The following is an 18360-nucleotide window of genomic DNA, read 5'->3' as shown; positions in this document are numbered from 1 at the left end:
AATCGCCTTGAAAAAATCTGCCGATGGGGACGAAAGCTCTTCCCGTGTCTCCAATGATGATTCTACTCATATGGAACGTGCAGGTTTGGGTGAAGATGGCTCTCCCAACTATCATCAGGCAAATCCTGAATCCATGTCAGAGGAAGCCAAACAAAAGGAACGCGATTTCCGTAAAAAGCTGAACAGAGAGGCAAGAGAGGTCATTTCCGATTCGATTCATCAAAAAGTAAAGCTCATTGTTCACCGTCCAGACTACGATGAGGAAAATCAACAGGAATATGCTCGTCTTTGTCAGGGACTCATGCCGATCGTGCAGGAGATCGCCAGAAAGACACTTCCGTATCTGGAGCATGAGCTCTCTTCCGACTTTGCGAGGAATCGTTACTATGGCAGCAGATTTCAAGCAGACAGCGTTGCTTACAAGGATTACAAGTATTTTGCCAAGAAACGCCCGCCAACGGAATCCCCCTCTCTTGTGGTTGGTCTTAGGGTTGATGAATCCGCATCGATGTCAGCTTACGGGAGATTAGAAGCAGCAAAACGAGCAGTAATCGCGGTATATGAATATTGTCAGCTGTGTCAGATTCCCATTTTGATCTACGGCGATACTGCGGATGTTTCCAGATTGGAGCAAATGTCGATCTTTGCCTATGCCGACTTTGATAAAGCGGATGCCAATGATCGTTTCCGGTTAATGAGGATTCATGCCAGAAGCAATAATCGCGATGGCATGGCGCTAAGAATTATGGCAGAACGATTAGCTGCTTCCACCCAAAAGACAAAACTGCTAATTAGCATAAGTGACGGACAACCGAAAGCAATGGATGACTATACAGGAAGCTATGCGGTTACAGATATGAAACAGACGATACAGGAGTATGAACGAAAAGGGGTTACCTTTCTTGCAGCCGCAATCGGTCAAGACAAGGATGTGATTAGCGAAATCTATGGGAATGAACGATTTTTGGATATTACCAATTTACATGAGTTCCCTGCGAAGTTAGTTCGGATGATCGCTCGGTATTTATGATGGAAGCGCGGGCATCTCTCTATCTGATTCACATAGAGAGGACGCCCGCGCTCGATTATTTTTCAATATACGCGTATTTAAAGTAGGAACCGCCGAGAGGGAGGATCACAAAGTCCTTCACTTTATCGTTTTTCACATAAGCATTGCCACGGAAGTGCAGCGGTGCCAGCGGCATTTCTTCCATGAGAATTCTTTCAGAGTAAAACAACAGTTTCTTGCGCTTTTGCTCGTCGGTCTCATAGTAGCTCTTATTGAGCAAATCGCGGTATTCCTTGTGCTCGAAGCGAACGACGTTGTTGCCACCCAAGTCCTTGAACATTTCGAGGAAATTGATCGGGTCGTTAAAATCGGCGCCCCATAGCCAGATGCCAAAGTCGTATTTGCCATTTTGGACATCCTCGTTGAACACTTTCCATTCTGAGGTGCGAATGTCTATGTCGACCCCCAGTGTTTTCTTCCATTCGTCCTGGAGTGCTTGAGCCAGCTTCTTGTCCGTTTCTCCGGTGTCGTAGTAGTACGTGACTTTAGGGAATTGAGTCAGCCCAAGCTCTTCCATGCCTTCTGCCAAAAGCTGCTTGGCCATCGCCACATCCTCTTTGAAGTAGCCGTCCGGATTCAACCCCATGGAAACAGGAACCCAGCCATAAGCGGGCAGAACGCCAGTCTGTAGGATGTTATCCACCAATTGCTGTCGGTTGATCGAATACGAAAACGCCTGGCGAATTTTTTTGTTGGTAAAAGGGGGTTTCTTTGTATTGAAGATGACGGCTTTGGTACCGGGATTATCTGCGACGAGCAGCTTGCCCTCTTCCTTGAGCTGACCGACCGCATCCGGCGACAAGCCAAAGGAAGGGTAGCCACCCCAATCCAGATCGCCATTTTCAAACATGGACAGGGCGGTGTTGTTATCCTCGATGATGACAATATGGATCTGATCAAGCTTGACGTTGGCGCTGTCCCAATAAGTCGGGCTTTTGCTGAAGGTGAGCTTGGACTTGTGCTCCCACTTATCCATCACAAACGGGCCATTGCCGACAATCGTTTTCGCTTCTGCTGCCCACTGGGGGTTACTCTCGATGGTCTTTTTATGAAGCGGGTAGTAGGTAGTGAATGAGGTCAATTCGCGGAAGAACGGTGTCGGTGAGCGCAAGGTGAAATCGAGTGTGTAGTCGTCCTTTGCCTTTACCCCGACGTCGTCTCTCTTGCCTTTTCCGGAGTAAAAATCCTCCCCGCCTTTGATATAGAAGAGCTGATACGCGTAGCCGGAAGCGGTTTTGGGGTCGAGATTACGCTTGATGGCGTACTCAAAATCGTGAGCGGTTACAGGATCGCCATTGCTCCATTTGGCGTCCTTTCGAATGGTAAAAGTAAAATGAGTGAAGTCAGGAGTATGCGTGTAGTTCTCTGCGATGGCGTTGATCATCTGGCCTTGACGGTCGACGCTGGTCAGTCCCTCGAAGGTGAGGTTGATCATGTCCATCGAGGTCGAATCTGTTGCAATGCCGGCATCCATCGTAGACGGCTCCCCGGTAATGCTCCATTGCAAGACCATTGGCTGTGAGGGAGTAGGCTTTGCTGTCGTTTCTGCTGAGGGGGATTGGATAGTGTCGGCGGGCTTTGAGCTACAGCCGACTGAGATACTAAATAATAAAACAGCAGTAGAAATGCCTAGTAGCCACTTGTTCATACTGTCCTCCTGTTAAATTATTAGAAAAATGAGAAAATTTGTAGTTCCTCAAAAGAATAATGCACAGCAATCAGACAGTCATTCAACATACTGTATAAATATCTATAAAAAATCACAGGTACATGTCGGAAGAAATTCATACAATTTGTCCGTTACTTTAGTAACGATTGATCTGAATGGACAACAAAAGCCACCCGCAAAAGGTGGCTTTGTCATTTCGAGAGGAAAGAAAAGATTACTTGTTCATCGGTAAAGCACCGTCGCGCGATTTTCTCGTCCAAGGTGTTCCGAGATAAGAAAGCGCCCAGCGATCAAGACCATACCAGCCCGCAACCTTCCAAGCCAAAACGAGCCAAGTGGCAAAAATAAAAAGGAGTGGGTTGGTGCTGACCGTTCCTGCGAACAGAAAGCTGACGTTCATCAAGCCGCCGAAAAACGCTGCAATCCCTGTCAGGCATCCGAGGATCAGGCCGAGTCCGACGAGTACCTCACCATAAGCGACGCAGAAGCCGAATACCTTAGCATTTGGCAATACGACGTTTTCCAGGAACCAGGCGTACCACCCGGTTACGTCTTTTCCTTCGGCTGCTTTTGCCAAGGAGCCTTTTACGAACCCTTGAATCGCTCCGCCAGCCGCATCTCCAGTCCAGCTATCGGACTGGATTTTTTTCCATCCAGCAGTAATCCATGAATAGCCGACATACAATCTGATAATCAACCAGATCGCAGCGGATTTCGTACTGGTGAACAGGAAGTGTGAAACAGGATTTTCAGGAATAATAATTTCGTTTTGACGATTTTGCATGTGGGTGTCCTCCTACATACGTTTTGTACATCTTTGTTCGTGCCGATTTTAACATAACAAATGGCGGTGTAGTGCGGTTTGGGGCATAAGTTCATACGGTGTTCATTGACACTATAAGCACGGTGTTAATGGTAAATCTTAGTGTCTATATTGCCAAAATACAGTAAACTCCTGAAAGGATTGACAAGTTAAGATGTGGTAAATTATGTTAAGTTATGTTAAAAAAATAACTTCTTGGAGCAGACTTATGAAACGAATGTGGATGTCTTTTCGTACTAAGCTTACCTTGATGATTTCTTTATTTACGATGCTGGTAGCCATTGTGTTGTCTATTATTGACTATGTTCAATTCAAGGCGAATATTATTTCTGACCAGGCAATACAGTACCAGCTGGTAGAGGATCATGTTACGAATGCAGTGAAGAATGTGGATATGGCATACGGTGTTTTTGAGAAAGACATGGAAACTCGCATGCAGCAAACATTGCAAGTGTTAACGAACAACTATCGGCAAAATCCAGCGGTGGAGACGTGGGACTATGCAGCCCTGCGTGAGCAGTATGGGATGGATATTTTCATCATCGACCGAAATATCAAGGTCGCTCATTCTAGCGTCAAAACCGATATTGGGCTTGATTTTAGCAAGGCCGGGGCATTTACGGAGCTGTTGAAAAAGCGGATGGATGGCAACGAGTTTTCTGCCGATGGCATGGAGGTCTCCGTCAATACAGGTCAAATAAAAAAGTTCGCTTATCTCCCTACGTCTGACCAAAAGTACCTGTTTGAAGTCAGTGTGAATTTGCAGGATAGCGCTCTTTTCCAGACCTTTAATTTCTTGGCTGTTTCACAGGCGATCACGGAGAAATACGACATGGTAAAAGACATTCTGGTCTTTTCCCATGATGGGTACGCTTTGGGGAGAACAGGGAGCGATGGGAAAGCCTTGCGAGTGATCGATAGTCACTTGCCGATTTTTACGGAAGCCTACCAATCACAAGAAATCAAAGAGTTTTATGAAAAAACAGAGGAGAAAGATCTCACGTATCGCCTCGTTCCGTACAAGCTAGGCAAAGATCCCAATGATCTCAGCCGATCACGCGTCATCAAGATTGTGTATGACAATACGAAGCTGAACCAGAAGCTGGCGGACAATCTGGAGTCCGTTGTCTGGAAGCTGGTATGTTCGGTGGCAGGAGCGTTGCTTCTATCCTTCCTGCTGAGTCGCTGGATTACCCGCCCGATTGATCAAATGAGGGAGATCATTACGCAGACGGCTCAATTTGATTTGCGGGAAAAAATGGCGGTGAACGAGCAGGGCTCGCAGGATGAGATTGGATTGACGGCACAGTCGATCATAGTCATGCGTGAGCAATTGAGCGAGGTGGTGAGAAAGCTGACAGCTGTGTCACACTCGGTCGCTGAAAATGCGCAGAGCGTGAAACAATCCACCAACAAAGTAAGCGAGCAGTCCAGCGGAACCGCGGAGGCTACGGGCATCTTGCTCGCCCATATGCAGGAGACGATGGCGGCTACAGAAGAGATGAATGCGACCTTAAACGACATGGAGACCGTTATTCACTCGATTACGAAAAGAACGGAAGTAGCCGCTGCGACCGCGCAGGATGTCAGCTCGCGGGCAACTGTTTTGCGGGAACATGCATTGGCTGCGGATAAAATGACGACAGAGCTCTATCTAAATGTGAAGGCGCAAACGGAAATAGCGATCACCGACTCGAAGGCATCAATGGAAAAAATCAACCTGTTGGCAGAGGCGATACTCACGATCTCTGAGCAGACGAATCTGCTAGCATTGAATGCGGCGATTGAAGCTGCACGTGCAGGAGACAGTGGGAGAGGTTTCTCTGTCGTAGCGGATGAGATACGCAGACTGGCTACGCAATCGTCTGAGGTCGTAATCGATATTCAACGTATTATCCAGGTCGCGGGCGCATCCGTAGACAATCTGGCTGCCAACTCGTCGAGCGTATTGGACTTTATTGAAACGCGAGTCATTCCTGACTATGACAGCATGATGGAAACATCGGAGAAGTACAATTTGGATGCGTATCGTTTCCATTCGTTGCTGGAAGAATTCAATGCGTCTTTTGAAGAGTTGAATTCCACAATCAGCAGCGTGGTTTCTGTCGTGGAGCAAGTGACGAACTCGATGGAGAAAAGTGCACACAGTGTAGAGGCGATCACAGAGCAATCTCGCATTATTGCGGATAATAACCAACAGGTCGCTGCTATTTCAGAGCGAAATGTCGGCTTGACGCAGACGATGGAAGAGATCGTGCATCGGTTTAAAATCTAAGAGCACCCCCTTTTCTGGTGAAAACCGGGAAGGGGGTTTTGTTGTAATATATTTGCAGGAAGGATGTAGGCGGAAAAAAAGCTTCCACGGAGGTTAGGCATGAAAACCTATATTTACATGGTCAGGCACGGAGAATCACCAAAAACCGAAGGGGACGAAAGAACACGAGGACTGACTGAAAAAGGTAGTTCAGATGCCCGTATCATTACTCAATTGTTAAAAGACGAGGGGATAGATGCGTTCATTTCAAGTCCGTATAAAAGGGCAGTGGCAACCATAGAAGAACTAGCCCAGTCCGTAGGGAAAGAGATCGTCGTTTTTGAAGAGCTGAGAGAACTCGTTTTTATCGGAAACAATCAAATCATGGCCGATAGCGAATTGTATCCATTAGTAAAGAAGATGTTTACTGAGCCAGACTTTTCTTTGCCTGAGGGAGAGTCGATCACCGTTTGTCGGAATCGTGTGGTAAGAACGTTCCGAAACATTTTAGAGCAATACAGAGGGCAGAAAGTTGCAATCGGAACACATGGTGCCGTTATGACATTGATGATGGGGTACTTTGACAGTCAGTACGACTTGGATTTTTTATTGACCACGTCCAAGCCTGATATTTACAAAATGGAATTCGAGGATGAAGTACTCGTGGAAACGAAGCGATTATGGGGGAACTGACTACCTATAGGAAAAAGGAGGCTTTACATATGGATAGAAACGAGTATATCAAGAATGGTTTTGAAGCTTACTATGCCCGATATAACCAAGTGACAGAGGAAGGTTTTTGCAGATGGATGCGGCCAGGCGTCCCTGATGTCATGAAGGTAGCTGATACCGATGAAGAATGGTCCAGATGGAAGCTGGTTCCTTCGATTGTAAGTCAGGAGGATGTGGCTTCGCTCGAAGAACAATTTGGGCTGAAATTTCCGGAGTGGTATAAAGCCTTCATTTCCACGTATCATCATTTTTTCGACGTCATCCCTGAACAAGGGATTGATGAGCCATTCGATCGTATTCGGAATATGTACAACCCGTTGCTTTGCAAGTTAGGCTACCTTCCTTTTTCATGGGATACGGAGTACGGCAGTATACGATGTATCGATTTACAAGAAAGTCCAGACGAGGAGAAATGTGGAATCTATGAAATTGACCATGAAATTTTGTTTGAAATGGATGAAGAAAAGACAGAACGCAACGAATTGAAAGAATCACTGATCTTTTTGTATCCGAATTTCAAAACTTATTTTGACCACACTTTTTTAGAACGTACATGAAGCGAAACAAAACCCTCCTTCACTTATAAGATGAAAGAGGGTTTTGTTTGTGAGATTCTTGTATGATTCGTTTGCTGCGCTAGGAGCTGATTACGACACTATGAATCTTAACTTATCAGGATTTCTGACAAAGTAGAGGTTACGAATAACCCCGTGTTCGATTTGCAAAAACACCACGGTGTCGATTCTGCCGTCCAGTCTGATCACAAGCCCGGTTTGATCGTTTACAGGTGCGAGCTCTACAGTGAAATCTGGACGCTTCGACAAGCTGCGCATCAAGCCGAGCAAGAAGGAAGCCACGCGTTCGCCAGACAAGATCGGATGCAGGGCTGCGGTGACCTTGCCGCCGCCATCGGAGAGCAATACCGCATCTGTGGCAAGCAGAGTGAGCAATGTCTCTACATTTCCATGCTCCAGCGCAGACAGAAACCGGCCAATCCATTCTTCGCCGAGCTCTTTGTCTGGGGGGAGATGAGGTGCTTCTGAGTCAATCCCCATTTTCTTTTTAGCCCGACTAACAATCTTGCGGCAATTCGCTTCGGTTTTTCCAACCAACCCGGCAATCTCGTCATATTGGAAGTCAAAGGCTTCTCGCAGGACGAACACCGCTCGTTCTGGGGGAGACAGCCGCTCCAACAGGACGAGCATGGCGTAGGAGAGCAAATCTTTGGTAATGACAGAATCATAGCTGTCAGCATCGGGGGTAGAGATGGGCTCTGGTAGCCATGGTCCAGTATACAGCTCCCGTTTTTTGCGGGCTGATTTTAACAAATCGAGGCAGCGGTTTGTGGTCATTTTGCACAGGTAAGCCTTCGGTTCTAGCATCTGTTCCAACGAGACATCATGGGCCTTCACGAATACGTCCTGCACGATATCCTCCGCATCCGTGGCTGAGCCGAGCATCTGATAGGCGAGGCGGAACATGAGCCCCTTATATTGTTTGTACAGAGCCTCCATGGCTGTGTCACTTCCTCTTGTGTCTTCGTACGTCCCTATTTTTTCCTATTTTATCATGCTGGCAACATCCCAGGTGAACTGGCGAAGCTTCCACCCCATTTTCCCTGTCAAAATGATATCGAGTCCCCATTTTCTCGTCCAAACGATTGCGCGTTCAGGGCCGAGTCCGACGCAGTAAATGTCCATGAAGCTTTTATGTGTGGGGGCAGGGATTCCGTCCAAGTCGGCCAGCACGATTTTGCCCAAACGTATCGCCTGTCCGGAGGCTTCCCTGCATGTCATCGTGTCCGTTTGCCCGCTGGCTGGATCTACGATGTGTGCACAATCGCCAATGCTGTACACCCCAGGCGTTCCCGCTACACGATAGGATTCATCGACGACTACCTGTCCGTGTGTGGTTAGGGGTACGCCCATGCTGCGTAATGCGGGATTTGGCAGGAGTCCGAGCGACCAGACGCACACCCCGACAGCAAGCGTGCGCCCACTGGCTAGCGTCAGCATTCCGTTCCGCTCATGAAGTGCCTTTTGATCATGCAGTATGGTAACGCCGCTATCCGTGAGTACATTCTCCAGCTTGCGCCCCATTTTGGAAGGGCCTTCCGTAAACAAACGCTTTTGTGCGTTGATGAGATAGACTTTGACTTCATCAGGATGGATGCCGAGGTTCTTCGCTTCCTCGCGCATAGCGAAAACCAGCTCTGCAGCGGTCTCCATCCCGCTGATGCCCGCTCCCGCAACGGCGATCGTCAACAATCGCTCACGTTCGGATGGCTGCTTCTCATGGACGGCTTGGCGCATGTTGGCAAGCCACTTATCCCGAACAGCCTCGGCCGCCCCTACACTCGTCAAAGCGATACCGCCTTGTTCTGGCTCTGTTTGGCGAATGACGCTTCCTACTGCAAGGATGAGCATGTCGTAGGGTAACGCCTGTTCTTGGTCGTTTTTGTTCCGGAATAAGAGGGTTTTCTCCTTCCCTTTGATCGAGGTAACTGTACCTCGGACGAATTCGACACCTTCTGGAAACAGGTTTTTTAGCGGAATCGAGATATCCGTTTTGGCAGCGGCTGGTTTGAACAACAGGACTTTGCGAAGGTGATGAGGCTCTTTATCGATTAAGATGAAGCGGATCGGGCGTCCTTTGCATGTATCCCGAACGGCTTTTAATGCGTGGATACCTGCGTACCCGCCACCGACAATCACACAGGTTCGTTCTTTCATACCAATCAGCTCCTCGTTTGGTTTGACCATATAACGAGAGAGGGAACGATTGTGTGACATACGCAAGAGGAAAATGTCGAAGAAAAACGAATAGGGATTAGATGGAAAGCTAGACATCTGAGTTCGTAGGAGGATTCCAAGCATGTCATACAACATCTATACTTTCGCACAAAGATCAGATCTAGATGATCAAGCTGATGAACTAATCGAGGCAAGCTGGTCTGCCTTCATGCTCAATGATGAAGTGGCGAACGAATATTACAATCATTTGTATGACTGGTTCTCTTCTTATCAGTTCATGCTGACGGACGAGGCTGACAAGGTGATGGCTGTAGGAAATGCGATTCCATTTTATTGGGATGGCACTGCGGAAGGGCTGCCAAGAGGCTGGGATGATGTCTTTCTGCAAGGGATTGAGGACTACCGCCAAGGAAAACAGCCAAATGCGTTATCGGCACTCTCCATCTCCATCGATCCCCGCTATCGTGGACTCGGACTGAGCAAGCAGATGGTTACGGCGATGAAGGATATCGCCAAGGAAAATGGCTTGGCGTACTTGGTGGCACCCGTACGTCCATCCCTCAAGCACAAGTACCCGCTCACGCCAATGGACAAGTATGTTCAGTGGAAAACGGCCGATGACGCTCCGTTTGATCCGTGGGTGCGCACGCATTGGAAACTGGGAGCGACGATCATGCAGGTAGCGCCGGAATCCATGTTGATCAGAGGCAGTCTGTCAAATTGGGAAAGCTGGACAGGGATGAAATTTCCCGAGTCCGGATCGTACATCATACCAGACGCATTGGTTCCCGTGCAGGCTGACGTGGAAAAGGACGAAGTGGTATATATCGAGCCGAATATTTGGATGCAGCATTTTTTGTAGAGCGATAGCGAAGTAGCCGTTGTGGAAGCCACAGCGGTTTCTTTTTGCATTTTCTGTCACCTTTTTGCTGTGAGACGGATCATACCTACTAGCAAGCAATCAACGGATGAGGTGAACGGGTTGAACGAAGCAGAAGCAATGCCAACCAGTCTGGAGGTTACACGGGAAGCCAGACTGAAATGGCTGATGCAGCAATACGGGGAGAAGATTTTTCATCTGGTAAGCCTCACGGTAAAGAATCATGCCTTGGCGGACGATATTACCCAAAACGTGTTTATCCAAGCGTATCGACATCTCGATCAGTTCCGCGGGGACGGAGAGATCAAGCATTGGCTCTACAAGATCGCGATGAATGAAAGCAAAAAGCATTTTCGGTCGTGGTCGTTCCGCAACATTTTTCCGACGATGGATGATCATTTGGGCGACCTGATGGATCGGCAGGCAAACAATCAGGTAGAGGAAGAGATTTTAAACCGGGTAAAGCGGGAAGAGATCGTCACATACATTCAATCCCTCGCACCGAAGTACAGACAGGTTATTCTCCTGCACTACTACGAAGACCTGTCGATTGCGGAAGTGGCGGACATTCTCGCGGTTTCGCAAGAGGTCGTCCGTACGCGTTTGCATCGAGCCAGGAAGCAATTGAAGGAAACCATGTCGAAGGAGGTAAAAGGATGAGCGACGATCGCATGTGGAGAGAATGGAGTCAATCAGCAAAGCAATCCGTTCGTGAAAAATATCCGTTTCATTTGGAAAAATTCGAGCAGGAAGTCCTCACAAAAATTCAGCGTGAGAAGCGTCGCCGTCGTTGGCAGGTAACCTCTTGGGCAGCCGGAGTGGCAGTTGCTGCTACCCTTTTCTTCCAGATTGCACAGCCCTTTGATGGAAGCTTGTGGGGACTGAGTGGTGCAGAGCGAGGCCAGGAAGTATTTGAATGGGTAACGCCCGATGAAGGCTTTATGCATGCTTTGAAGAACGGGTATCCGATTCTGCCTGAGGTAAAATTGGAGAAGGATGGTTTTGTTTATCAAATCAGGGATGCTATGGTTGATCACAGACGGATTACGTTTACGCTGTTAATCTCCGGTGAAAAAATAGAGGAGTTTGCGCGAATTCCAGACGAATCGAAAAGAAGCGAGATGCTTTATGGGAGTCTTCGTGTAGATTTGGGGGAGCTGAAAGAAATAGGTCATGCTCCGAAAGATTTTCAATTAATCGATGGTGTGCATTATCTTATCATCAAACCGAATTACCGAATTGACGAGAAAAAAATGCGGGAGTTCATGAATCAGACCAAGCCCGTTCTGCCTGTGCAAATTGTAAATATGCGCAAGAAAGAAGCTGAAGAAGTGGTAGCCGAGCTGTTGCTGCCCCTGCCAAGGTCCGTCACTGTAGCAGAAAAAGCAATCCAACCGGATGCAGAAGTAGATGCTGTGCTAGAAACAGACAGCCTGTTGACGAGGCTGAAAGTAAATCAGATCATGGCTTCTCCGACGGTGATGGAAGCGGAACTGGAAGCTGCTTTGCAGGATGGATTCGAGCTGTATCGCTTGGAAAATGTGAAGCTGGTAGATGGGAAGGGAAAGGAATATCCGGCAATAGATGACCGAATCAATGAGAATCTGGAGCGGGTTCGAGGTGGCGATGCTACCGGGGTTCAGGGTAGCGACAAGTATACCATGCAGTTTGTCCCATCTCTCTTCTTTGAAGACGTACCGGAAAAACTCGAGCTCCGATTCGACGAGGTATCTGCGAATAAGTCCATTAGAGAAAACATCGTGCTGGATCGGAATGCCAAATACCCGCAAAGCATTCCATTTGGCAAAAAGAATAAGCTGAACATCGAAAAGGTGTATTACGACAAAGGCAAGCTTTTCATCGTCATCCCGAACGAAGGACCAGAGGAGATTAATCTGCGTGTAGAAGGTCAGTATTACAAGGATTTTATTATCGCAGAGAACCTGGAGACCGTTTCACTTACTTTCGAGGTACCCAAACAGGATACGTATCAGCTGGAAATGAGCGGTCTGTGGTTTGAGAGATTCCCCCTAAAAGGCGTAATACCTATTACGAAATAAATAGAATCAACGGGAACAGTCACAAAAAAGCCTTTGTACCTACCAGATTGTCTGGTATTGCGCAAAGGCTTTTTGCTGTTTTTTTACACCCAACCGAGTGCCCTTGCCACTTGGGCAGTCAAGAACGTAACTCCTACCGCAATGGCGAGCGGAATGAGTGCGGAAAGCACTGTCCATTTTACACTTTTCGTTTCCTTGTAAATATTGAACAAGGTTGTGCCGCAAGGGTAGTGAAGCAGAGAGAACAGCATCATATTGAGTGCTGTCAACCAAGTCCACCCGTGCTGCAAGAAGACATCCTTGATGTTGTCTAGGCCTTCCACATCAACCATGGCACCGGAGGACATGTATCCCATCAGAAGGATCGGCAGTACGATTTCATTTGCGGGTAAGCCAAGAATAAAAGCCATGAGAATATAGCCATCAAGACCAATGAGTTGCGCAAACGGATCAAAAAAGGCAGCCATATGGGCGAGGATGCTGTCCCCACCGACATAGATATTGCCCAATACCCAAGTGATGATACCAGCTGGGGCGGCCACAATGACGGCTCTTTTCAGCACGCTCCACGATTTATCCTTGCTTGAGATCAGAATCGTTTTCCAAATCTGTGGACGGCGATAAGGGGGCAGCTCCAACGTATAGTGTGTCGGTACTCCGCGCAAGGCTGTTTTGGATAGTGTCCAGGAAACCATAAGAGTGATAGCGATTCCAAAAATAACCATACCCATTACAATGAGAGCAGTAGTCAGAGATTGCCATCCACTTGTCGCGCTGGTCGCCATAAATAGCGATGACAATAAAATCAATGTGGGCCAGCGACCATTGCACGGAACGAAATTGTTGGTCAGAATCGCCAGCATTCGCTCCCGGGGAGATTCGATAATCCGGGTGGACAGGATGGCTGCTGCGTTACAGCCGAACCCCATCGACATGGTCAATGCCTGTTTGCCGTGTCCGCCAGCATTTTTAAACAGACGATCCATGTTGAACGCGACACGCGGCAGATATCCGAAGTTCTCGAGCAGGGCAAAGACTGGGAAAAAGATAGCCATCGGGGGAAGCATGACGCTGACAACCCATGAGGTTCCGCGAAAGAATCCGAGAACCAGAATCCCATGCAGCCATTCAGGTGCATGTGCAGCTTGAAAGCCAGCAGTTAGATAACCCTCGATAACACCGAACATGTCGGCAAGCATTCCGGATGGAACGTTCGCACCTGCAATTGTGATCCAGAATACTGCGCCTAATATCGCCAGCATGATGGGGTAGCCCCATATTTTGGACGTCACAATTTTATCGAGCTTGTATGCGCGAGACAGCTTTTGCTTGTTTTCGTAGGTCACAGCTTCCTTACAAATGCTCCGACTGGTGCGGTAAATGTCACTTACAATCGTGTCCCGAATCTCACTTTCTGCTACTGAGGCGCGGGCCACGGAAAGAAGCGCATCCAGTGGATCAGACGGATTAGTGGCAAACGGTTTGGCCATGGGTCAAGCGCTCCTCTCCGAAAGACTCTGCTGGCTTTTGCATTCGCTCCCGCAAGGTATTCAACAAACTCTCATCGCCATCGAGCAACCGCAGAGCGATCCATCTTGTCGGAAAACGACTACCCAAGGTTTTCTCGATGAGCGGCTCCAACTGTGCCAGTTTGGATTCAATCTGATCACTGTAGGTTATCTGTACAGGAGTAGGCACGATGGTTCCGTTCGCTACCTTCTCCACCTGATCGAGCAAATTCTCAATCCCGATATGATTTCTGGCGGAAATAGCGATACAGGGAACGCCTAATCTTTGCGAGATTTTTTCCAGATCAATACGAATGCCAAGCTTTTTCGCCTCATCGATCAAATTGACGCATACGACGACGCGAGGGGTCATTTCCAACACCTGCAAGGCCAAATTGAGATTTCGTTCCAATGAAGTTGCATCCAGTACCACGATGGTGACATCGGGTTGCTCAAAAATAATGTAATCTCTCGCTACTTCTTCATCTGCCGAGTTGGAATACAAGGAATACGTACCTGGCAAATCGATGATCCGAAACGTCGTATTTCCCCGAGAGAATTCTCCCGCAGCCATTACGACTGTCTTCCCTGCCCAGTTTCCCGTATGTTGGCGAAGTCCCGTCAATGTGTTGAATAATGTACTCTTACCGGTATTCGGATTTCCTGCCAACGCAATTGTGTATGAACTCATGTTTCGTCACTTCCTACGTACTCCCCGAATATGAGGGAGCTTTCTTCTTTGCGCAGGGCGATGATCGTGTTATTTACCCGAAAGGCAGTGGGATCGCCCAGTGGACTTTTTTGCATGACTTCCACGATGTTGCCGGGGACGAAGCCGAGATCCAGCAATCGTCTGCGCAGTATACCCTGAACGTCAATACGATCCAGACAGATGTGGCTACCAATCAGGGCATCAGACAAAGGAATACTGATGGATGGCATGAGGTTCACTCTCCTTTTTTTCATTAAGGACAAACTGTTGGTTTAGGGCAAAAAACAAGGTAAAAAAAAGTACACGTACTCGATATCTCCATGATTTTAGTTTAAGGTAAGATTCTTTCCTAGGCAACAAAGTTTTTGCTTAAGGAAACTTTTTGGTCATAGAAAAACTGCACCGCCAATCGTCAAAGGTATCTAACAATGGAGGTGCAGTTCAGTTTGTTAACGGCTAGATTCGTTCCACCGGGCTTGTCAGGCAAGTAGGCCCACCTGTTCCCTTATAAGAAATCTCTTCGCCCTCATACTCGTACACAGTCGCACCTGCGTCGAGAAGGCGTTGCTTCGTAATCGGGTTGCCTGCCACGACCATGCACACACGCGGCGCAAGGGCGAGAACATTGCTGCCGAGATTATCGTACTCAGGATCAGGTACTTCGATTAGCTGAATGCCTCTGTCGATGAGCAGTTGACGGAAAAATACAGGCATCAGCTTGGAGTAGACGACTGCCAAATCATGATCGACCATGCTGATAATCGACATCAGATGCAAGCATTCCGCCGGACCGCGATCATACGGAAGCTGTACCACGATGATTTCATCCGTGAAATCCTTGACCATTTCCGTAATTTGAGCGATTGCCGCTTCGTTCGTACGAAAGCCAAGGCCAATCGCGAGTGTTTTATCATCCAGCCAGACGAGATCGCCGCCATCTGACAGGGCATCGCCTGTGAGCTGTCCCAGGATCGGAATATTATTTTCTTCTAAAAAGGCTTTGTATACTTCGGCTTCTCCCTGTCGGAGCTCTTTACCAGATTTGAGGATGATTGCCCCTTTGGAAGTAAATTTCACAGGGTCGTGGGCGTAAATGGAATCCAGTCCGGTTTTATCGGATTGTGGCAAGTGCAGGACGTTTTCCACATGCTCGAGCAAAATCGATTCAAATTTGGCGTATTCATGCAGAGCGCGATCCCAGTCAGGGCGGTCTGTATAGTTGAAGGTTTTCCACGATTGATCGAGATGTTCTTGACTGATAAATGCTTGATGGGGATGCTTGATGATGACGGTTTTCATCTTTTTGACCATGGATTGGCTGCCTTGGAACATAGTTGCCTCCCTTTTTCCACATTACAGAATATTATTCATATTTCGAAATGTTCATTATTAGTGTACACATTCTGATTTCTGACTGTCAATCGATGATTCCTTCCTGTAGTTTTTTTGCGATTCACAAAATTAGAGCAAATGGTTTAACATAGTTTCATAGGTGAAGAAAGATAGGAAAGGGGGGATGACCGTGATTCAATCGTTTGATCGAGCGATGGCGATTGCAACGGCACTTTCGTCGGATGAACATAGAAAATGGTGGACAATCAATGATTTAGCGAAGGAATGCCAGCTCCCGGTCAGCACCATTTATCGGCTGTTGTACACGTTGATGAAGCATGGACTGGTAGAGCAGGATGCTGCGACCAAGCAATATACGTTGGGGATTAAATGGATGGAGTTCGGCTTGCGGGTGCTCGATCGGATCGATTATCGGAAGGTGATTAAGCCGATGATCGAGGAGCTCGCCAGAGAAGTGAACGAAAGTGTTTATTTTAGTCAGCCTAGCGGACTCGAATCTATTGTCGTCGAACGCGTAGACAGTCAGCACAATATCCGCATCTACGACCAGTTGGGCTTACGGATTCCGATGCATATCGGTGCGGCCAATAAAGTCGTGCTGGCACACATGCCTGTGGAAGAAGCCAGACAAACGGTCGTCCAGCTCGTGAGTGAAGAGCAGGTGCCTGCTTTTATGGAGAAGCTCCAGGAGATCAGAGCTGTTGGTCATGCGGTCAGCTTTGCGGAGCGGACCGAAAACACGGCCTCTGTCGCAGCACCGGTGATTGATTACAACCAAAAGGTAATCGGGGCGTTAAGCATTGGAATTGTCACGTATGATTTGAAGGAGGAACGACTCCAGTATTTGATTGAACGGGTAAAGGATGTCGCTCTCAAAACCTCGCAACGGCTAGGCGGCCTGTCAAAGGCTTGACTGGCCTTTTTTTATTTTCATTTCCTTGTAACATTTCCCTTCTGCTTTCGACTATTGGGCTAAGAACATAAAAAAGTGAAAGCCAGGAGGAAATTCAAAATGAAACCATATGCAACCAAAAAGCTGATGATCACAGTAGGAGCTGCTGCTTTGCTCTTCTCAAGCCCATTGTGGATTACGCAACCACAAGTAACTGTACAAGCCGCGGCAGTTAAATCAACACAACCCCAATTGAGCAAGGCAGCCCAAAAAACCGTAGACAGGCTGATCAAACACTACCCGGAATTAAAAAATGCGGAAAAAACCATTTCGCGTAACAATCAGGAGCGAGATGTCTTCCAGATCCAATTCCGCATCTTCAGCAACAAGGAGCGGACGAACGTATCCCTGTATGCGGATGCCAAAATCGATGCAAACAACGGTATGCTGTTATTCTTCTCTGCACACGACATTCCCAAAAAGAAACCGACTACAAGTCCTACGGAAGCGATGGGAAAAGAAAAAGCGCCGAGTGTTCTGAAGGATTTCATCGGTGACGCCATCAAGCAATACCAAATAGACGAGGTAACAGTTGATGGTGAGGGTGCAGAGGCCGTGGCAAATGTGCGTTTCGTTCGGGTTGTGAATCAGATTCCGGTAAAAGACGATAGTTACGTAGTAGCGATCAATGGAGTAGGCGAGCTAGACTATATAAACGCAGGAAACACAACAGGATTGCAGATGGACGCAAGTAAATTCGTCGCTCCGTCAGGGGTTAAGAATCCAGACGAATTCGGCAAACAATTAGAAGACATGCTCCACCTTAGCTATGAGCAAAAAGCAAGAGACATAAGCGCTGGTTTCCGCCCAGTCTACAGCCTGAATTTTTCTGGATATCTGGATGCACGATCAGGAGCCGAGGTAGAGTCCGGATGGACCGCGAAAAAAAAGTACGGGAAACCACTGACGGTAACGCCTGGAAACCAGCGGGTTTTCGCCAAGACAAATGAGGAGGTAGCCACCGGACTCTCCACTTTTATTCCATTGCCAGAGGGAATTATGTTTAAAATGACCAAAGGTACGCCAGTTCTCGCAGGGGAAAAAGAGTATGATGCCGTGGTTGGCAACAAAAAGTTCTCGGTGAGGACAATGAATGATCAGATTGCGTATTTCCATGTAGTTGAAAACCCACCAAAGCAGAAAGTGATTACAGAGGCAGCTGCCGAGGAAAAAGCAGTGGCGTTTCTGCAACCGTTTGTAGACGCAGAGGTAACGGAGTTGGTACCACAAATGGAGCTGGTACCACAAATGATTAACAGAGAAGCAGGCAAGCAAAAGTTTCTATTTTCCCCTGTACACCAAGGGATTATGGTTGAGGGACAGGGCTATTCCGTAACAGTTGATATGCATACGGGAGACATTGTATCCGCCAGTTTACCAGTAACTATTGGTAAATTATCCTATGATGATGCCTCAAATGTCGTTGGGCCCGAGCAAGCCGTACAAGCATTGTTAAAAGCTAACCCGCTTACAATGAGCTACGTATTTCCTTCCCTTAACGGACGGTACCAGGCAACACCTGTCCTTGTTTATGAGCCAAAAGAAAGAAACGGAAAAGTTGACGCGGTTACCGGTCAATTTATCAGGTAGGGAGC

At 47.7% G+C, this 18360-nt stretch carries 17 protein-coding genes; 9 read left to right on the top strand and 8 right to left on the bottom strand.

Going from position 1 to position 18360, the window contains the following annotated elements:
* Positions 1 to 7 precede the first annotated feature (7 nt).
* The gene (locus tag HPY31_RS20475; protein WP_172142235.1) at positions 8 to 1030 is read left to right on the top strand and encodes a vWA domain-containing protein; all 1023 of its coding nucleotides are present in this window, start codon (positions 8 to 10) and stop codon (positions 1028 to 1030) included.
* Between the two features lie 55 nt (positions 1031 to 1085).
* Here the strand turns inward: HPY31_RS20475 and HPY31_RS20470 are convergent, their stop codons facing one another.
* Both HPY31_RS20470 and HPY31_RS20465 read right to left on the bottom strand, forming a co-directional pair.
* Positions 1086 to 2717, bottom strand: a complete 1632-nt coding sequence (locus HPY31_RS20470) for a peptide ABC transporter substrate-binding protein (RefSeq protein WP_172142234.1) — start codon at positions 2715 to 2717, stop codon at positions 1086 to 1088.
* 235 nt (positions 2718 to 2952) lie between these two features.
* The gene (locus tag HPY31_RS20465) at positions 2953 to 3522 is read right to left on the bottom strand and encodes a DoxX family protein (protein WP_172142233.1); all 570 of its coding nucleotides are present in this window, start codon (positions 3520 to 3522) and stop codon (positions 2953 to 2955) included.
* A gap of 247 nt (positions 3523 to 3769) precedes the next feature.
* Between HPY31_RS20465 and HPY31_RS20460 the strand changes: the two genes are divergently transcribed.
* The 3 genes from HPY31_RS20460 to HPY31_RS20450 all read left to right on the top strand — a co-directional run bounded on the left by HPY31_RS20460 (position 3770) and on the right by HPY31_RS20450 (position 7104).
* Positions 3770 to 5836: a methyl-accepting chemotaxis protein gene (locus tag HPY31_RS20460; RefSeq protein ID WP_172142232.1), complete on the top strand. Its 2067-nt coding sequence runs from the start codon at positions 3770 to 3772 to the stop codon at positions 5834 to 5836.
* Positions 5837 to 5935: 99 nt separating this feature from the next.
* A complete protein-coding gene (locus HPY31_RS20455) occupies positions 5936 to 6508 on the top strand; it encodes a histidine phosphatase family protein (RefSeq protein ID WP_172142231.1) in 573 nt (190 codons plus the stop codon).
* A gap of 29 nt (positions 6509 to 6537) precedes the next feature.
* Positions 6538 to 7104, top strand: a complete 567-nt coding sequence (locus tag HPY31_RS20450; protein ID WP_016741344.1) for an SMI1/KNR4 family protein — start codon at positions 6538 to 6540, stop codon at positions 7102 to 7104.
* A gap of 90 nt (positions 7105 to 7194) precedes the next feature.
* Here HPY31_RS20450 and HPY31_RS20445 read toward each other — a convergent pair whose 3' ends face one another.
* Entirely contained in the window at positions 7195 to 8061 is an 867-nt protein-coding gene (locus HPY31_RS20445; RefSeq protein WP_172142230.1) for an RNA polymerase sigma-70 factor, read from the bottom strand.
* Positions 8062 to 8106: 45 nt separating this feature from the next.
* Positions 8107 to 9279, bottom strand: coding sequence for an NAD(P)/FAD-dependent oxidoreductase (locus HPY31_RS20440; RefSeq protein ID WP_172142229.1), 1173 nt, complete (start codon positions 9277 to 9279; stop codon positions 8107 to 8109).
* A gap of 142 nt (positions 9280 to 9421) precedes the next feature.
* Between HPY31_RS20440 and HPY31_RS20435 the strand changes: the two genes are divergently transcribed.
* The 3 genes from HPY31_RS20435 (at position 9422) to HPY31_RS20425 (ending at position 12240) form a co-directional block, all read left to right on the top strand.
* Positions 9422 to 10162: a GNAT family N-acetyltransferase gene (locus tag HPY31_RS20435; RefSeq protein ID WP_172142228.1), complete on the top strand. Its 741-nt coding sequence runs from the start codon at positions 9422 to 9424 to the stop codon at positions 10160 to 10162.
* Between the two features lie 111 nt (positions 10163 to 10273).
* Positions 10274 to 10840, top strand: coding sequence for a sigma-70 family RNA polymerase sigma factor (locus HPY31_RS20430; protein WP_371811750.1), 567 nt, complete (start codon positions 10274 to 10276; stop codon positions 10838 to 10840).
* Positions 10837 to 12240 (top strand): hypothetical protein, encoded by a 1404-nt coding sequence (locus tag HPY31_RS20425; RefSeq protein WP_172142226.1) that lies wholly within the window; start codon positions 10837 to 10839, stop codon positions 12238 to 12240. The genes HPY31_RS20430 and HPY31_RS20425 overlap by 4 nt, the downstream gene beginning before the upstream one ends.
* 83 nt (positions 12241 to 12323) lie before the next feature.
* Here HPY31_RS20425 and HPY31_RS20420 read toward each other — a convergent pair whose 3' ends face one another.
* From HPY31_RS20420 to HPY31_RS20405, 4 genes are all read right to left on the bottom strand, one after another.
* A complete protein-coding gene (locus HPY31_RS20420) occupies positions 12324 to 13730 on the bottom strand; it encodes a ferrous iron transporter B (RefSeq protein ID WP_172142225.1) in 1407 nt (468 codons plus the stop codon).
* Entirely contained in the window at positions 13708 to 14439 is a 732-nt protein-coding gene (locus HPY31_RS20415; RefSeq protein ID WP_172142224.1) for a FeoB small GTPase domain-containing protein, read from the bottom strand. Before HPY31_RS20415 ends, HPY31_RS20420 begins: the two co-directional genes overlap by 23 nt.
* Positions 14436 to 14690, bottom strand: coding sequence for a FeoA family protein (locus HPY31_RS20410; RefSeq protein WP_015893350.1), 255 nt, complete (start codon positions 14688 to 14690; stop codon positions 14436 to 14438). The genes HPY31_RS20415 and HPY31_RS20410 overlap by 4 nt, the downstream gene beginning before the upstream one ends.
* 226 nt (positions 14691 to 14916) lie before the next feature.
* Positions 14917 to 15792, bottom strand: coding sequence for a dimethylarginine dimethylaminohydrolase family protein (locus tag HPY31_RS20405; protein WP_172142223.1), 876 nt, complete (start codon positions 15790 to 15792; stop codon positions 14917 to 14919).
* Positions 15793 to 15982: 190 nt separating this feature from the next.
* Between HPY31_RS20405 and HPY31_RS20400 the strand changes: the two genes are divergently transcribed.
* Positions 15983 to 16726: an IclR family transcriptional regulator gene (locus HPY31_RS20400; protein WP_172142222.1), complete on the top strand. Its 744-nt coding sequence runs from the start codon at positions 15983 to 15985 to the stop codon at positions 16724 to 16726.
* A gap of 99 nt (positions 16727 to 16825) precedes the next feature.
* Positions 16826 to 18355: a hypothetical protein gene (locus HPY31_RS20395; RefSeq protein WP_172142221.1), complete on the top strand. Its 1530-nt coding sequence runs from the start codon at positions 16826 to 16828 to the stop codon at positions 18353 to 18355.
* The last annotated feature ends 5 nt before the right edge of the window (positions 18356 to 18360 follow it).

The sequence above is a fragment of the Brevibacillus sp. HB1.3 genome (assembly GCF_013186635.1).
GTDB lineage: Bacteria > Bacillota > Bacilli > Brevibacillales > Brevibacillaceae > Brevibacillus > Brevibacillus brevis_D.
Note: the sequence above shows the minus strand (reverse complement) of the source record. Positions and strands in the feature narration are given on the sequence as shown.

What these genes read in the sequence shown, in the direction of transcription:
- HPY31_RS20470 (WP_172142234.1), bottom strand. Translation starts at nt 2,717, where the DNA reads ATGAACAAGTGGCTACTAGGCATTTCTACTGCTGTTTTATTATTTAGT.
- HPY31_RS20465 (WP_172142233.1), bottom strand. Translation starts at nt 3,522, where the DNA reads ATGCAAAATCGTCAAAACGAAATTATTATTCCTGAAAATCCTGTTTCA.
- HPY31_RS20460 (WP_172142232.1), top strand. Translation starts at nt 3,770, where the DNA reads ATGAAACGAATGTGGATGTCTTTTCGTACTAAGCTTACCTTGATGATT.
- HPY31_RS20455 (WP_172142231.1), top strand. Translation starts at nt 5,936, where the DNA reads ATGAAAACCTATATTTACATGGTCAGGCACGGAGAATCACCAAAAACC.
- HPY31_RS20450 (WP_016741344.1), top strand. Translation starts at nt 6,538, where the DNA reads ATGGATAGAAACGAGTATATCAAGAATGGTTTTGAAGCTTACTATGCC.
- HPY31_RS20445 (WP_172142230.1), bottom strand. Translation starts at nt 8,061, where the DNA reads ATGGAGGCTCTGTACAAACAATATAAGGGGCTCATGTTCCGCCTCGCC.
- HPY31_RS20440 (WP_172142229.1), bottom strand. Translation starts at nt 9,279, where the DNA reads ATGAAAGAACGAACCTGTGTGATTGTCGGTGGCGGGTACGCAGGTATC.
- HPY31_RS20435 (WP_172142228.1), top strand. Translation starts at nt 9,422, where the DNA reads ATGTCATACAACATCTATACTTTCGCACAAAGATCAGATCTAGATGAT.
- HPY31_RS20425 (WP_172142226.1), top strand. Translation starts at nt 10,837, where the DNA reads ATGAGCGACGATCGCATGTGGAGAGAATGGAGTCAATCAGCAAAGCAA.
- HPY31_RS20420 (WP_172142225.1), bottom strand. Translation starts at nt 13,730, where the DNA reads ATGGCCAAACCGTTTGCCACTAATCCGTCTGATCCACTGGATGCGCTT.
- HPY31_RS20415 (WP_172142224.1), bottom strand. Translation starts at nt 14,439, where the DNA reads ATGAGTTCATACACAATTGCGTTGGCAGGAAATCCGAATACCGGTAAG.
- HPY31_RS20410 (WP_015893350.1), bottom strand. Translation starts at nt 14,690, where the DNA reads ATGCCATCCATCAGTATTCCTTTGTCTGATGCCCTGATTGGTAGCCAC.
- HPY31_RS20405 (WP_172142223.1), bottom strand. Translation starts at nt 15,792, where the DNA reads ATGTTCCAAGGCAGCCAATCCATGGTCAAAAAGATGAAAACCGTCATC.
- HPY31_RS20395 (WP_172142221.1), top strand. Translation starts at nt 16,826, where the DNA reads ATGAAACCATATGCAACCAAAAAGCTGATGATCACAGTAGGAGCTGCT.